A 1,399-nucleotide genomic window follows, 5' to 3' on the forward strand; every position below is an offset into this window, starting at 1 on the left:
GAAGCGCTGGAGGAGGTGTGGCGGACCCGGGACCGGAGCACGGAGCGGCACCGGGCCGCGTACACGGGCATGGCCCGGCAGGTGCCGCTGCCGTGGCTCGACGAGGTGTACGACGCGCTGTACGACCGGCACATGACGCCGGCGGCGTGGGAGCCGTACCCCGACGCGGCGGCCGTGCTGCGCGGGCTGCGGGAGCGCGACGTGGGGGTGGGCGTGGTCAGCAACATCGGCTGGGACCTGCGGCCGGTGTTCCGCACGCACGGCCTCGACGCGTACGTGGACGCGTACACGCTGTCGTACGAGCACGGGGTGCAGAAGCCCGACCCGCTGCTGTTCCGGGCCGCCTGCGAGGCGCTCGGGCAGGCGCCGCAGGACGTGCTGATGGTCGGCGACGACCGCCGCGCCGACGGCGGCGCCACCGCGCTGGGCTGCGGCTACTTCCCGGTGGACCACCTGCCGGCCGCCGAACGGCCCGACGGGCTGCGACCGGTGCTGGAACTCGTCGGCTGAGCCGGGGCGTACGGCCGCCGCCCGCGCGGGACTTCAGCTCCCGGCGGCCGGCATCTCGGCGGCGGGGTGGATGGCCAGCTTGAACTGCGCGTGGGTGATGCGCGCGCTCCTGCCGCCGTTGTGGCGGACGAGGAACGCCAGCGGGGTGCGCGGCCGGACGAAGAGCTCGTGGTGCTTGTGCCGGTACTCGCCGCCGGGGGTGCCGGCGTGGTCCTCGGTCGCGGTGGAGTCGTAGCCGCCGGCGAGGCCGAGGGGGTCGCGGACGAACCGGTCCCGCACCTCGGTGTGGTCGCCCTTCTCCCAGAACACCATCGCCGTCAGCGACCCCCAGCCCTCCCGGCTCGGCCAGATCAGGCCGGAGCGGCGGTCGGGGAAGGAGGAGCGCTTGCCGTCGGGCTGGGCGGCCTGGTGCATGCCGTGGGCGTCGAAGGACTCCCTGCCGCCGTAGGGGAAGCGGACGATGTGGTACTCGCCGTCGGCGGGTATGACCTGCGGTTCGTCGACGATGAGCGAGCAGATGTAGACAGCCATGCGACTCCCGTTCGGGGGTGGGGAAGTGCACGGAACAGTGGACTTCGCCGACCGCTGCTGTCAAGGAGTGGCGCCGGGCTCCGCGAGGGTGACGGGGATGCGGGAGCGGACGTACTCGCGCGCCAGCGTGGCGCGGCGCAGCCGCCATTGGGGCGTGGTACGGGCCGGGTGCTCGGCGTAGCGGCGGTCGCGGATGTCGGCGACCAGGCGGGCGGGGGCGCCGGTCGCGGCGAGCACGTCGAGGGCCTCGCCCTTGGTGATCAGGCGGCCTTCGCGCAGGGTGACGCCGGCGCGGGCGACGGTGACCGGGCCGAGGTCGACCCAGACGTCGCGCAGCCACCGCCGCCTTCGGGCGGTC

General features: G+C 74.7%; 2 protein-coding genes and 1 pseudogene. 1 reads left to right on the top strand and 2 read right to left on the bottom strand.

The features are described 5' to 3' along the window. On the top strand, positions 1-510 hold a 510-nt coding region (locus H5J30_RS33305), incomplete at its 5' end, for an HAD-IA family hydrolase (protein ID WP_181791460.1). Between the two features lie 33 nt (positions 511-543). On the opposite strand, the gene H5J30_RS33310 is transcribed toward H5J30_RS33305, so the two are convergent. Both H5J30_RS33310 and H5J30_RS33315 read right to left on the bottom strand, forming a co-directional pair. After that, complete coding sequence (locus tag H5J30_RS33310; RefSeq protein WP_181791461.1) at positions 544-1,041, bottom strand: hypothetical protein; 498 nt, start codon at positions 1,039-1,041, stop codon at positions 544-546. A gap of 60 nt (positions 1,042-1,101) precedes the next feature. Beyond that, positions 1,102-1,399, bottom strand: a pseudogene (locus tag H5J30_RS33315) (nucleotidyltransferase); the annotation flags it as partial.

The sequence above is a fragment of the Streptomyces phytophilus genome (assembly GCF_013870535.1).
Taxonomy (GTDB): Bacteria; Actinomycetota; Actinomycetes; order Streptomycetales; family Streptomycetaceae; genus Streptomyces; species Streptomyces phytophilus.

Coding starts and splice junctions, on each gene's coding strand:
- H5J30_RS33310 (WP_181791461.1), bottom strand. CDS start 1,041: ATGGCTGTCTACATCTGCTCGCTCATCGTCGACGAACCGCAGGTCATA.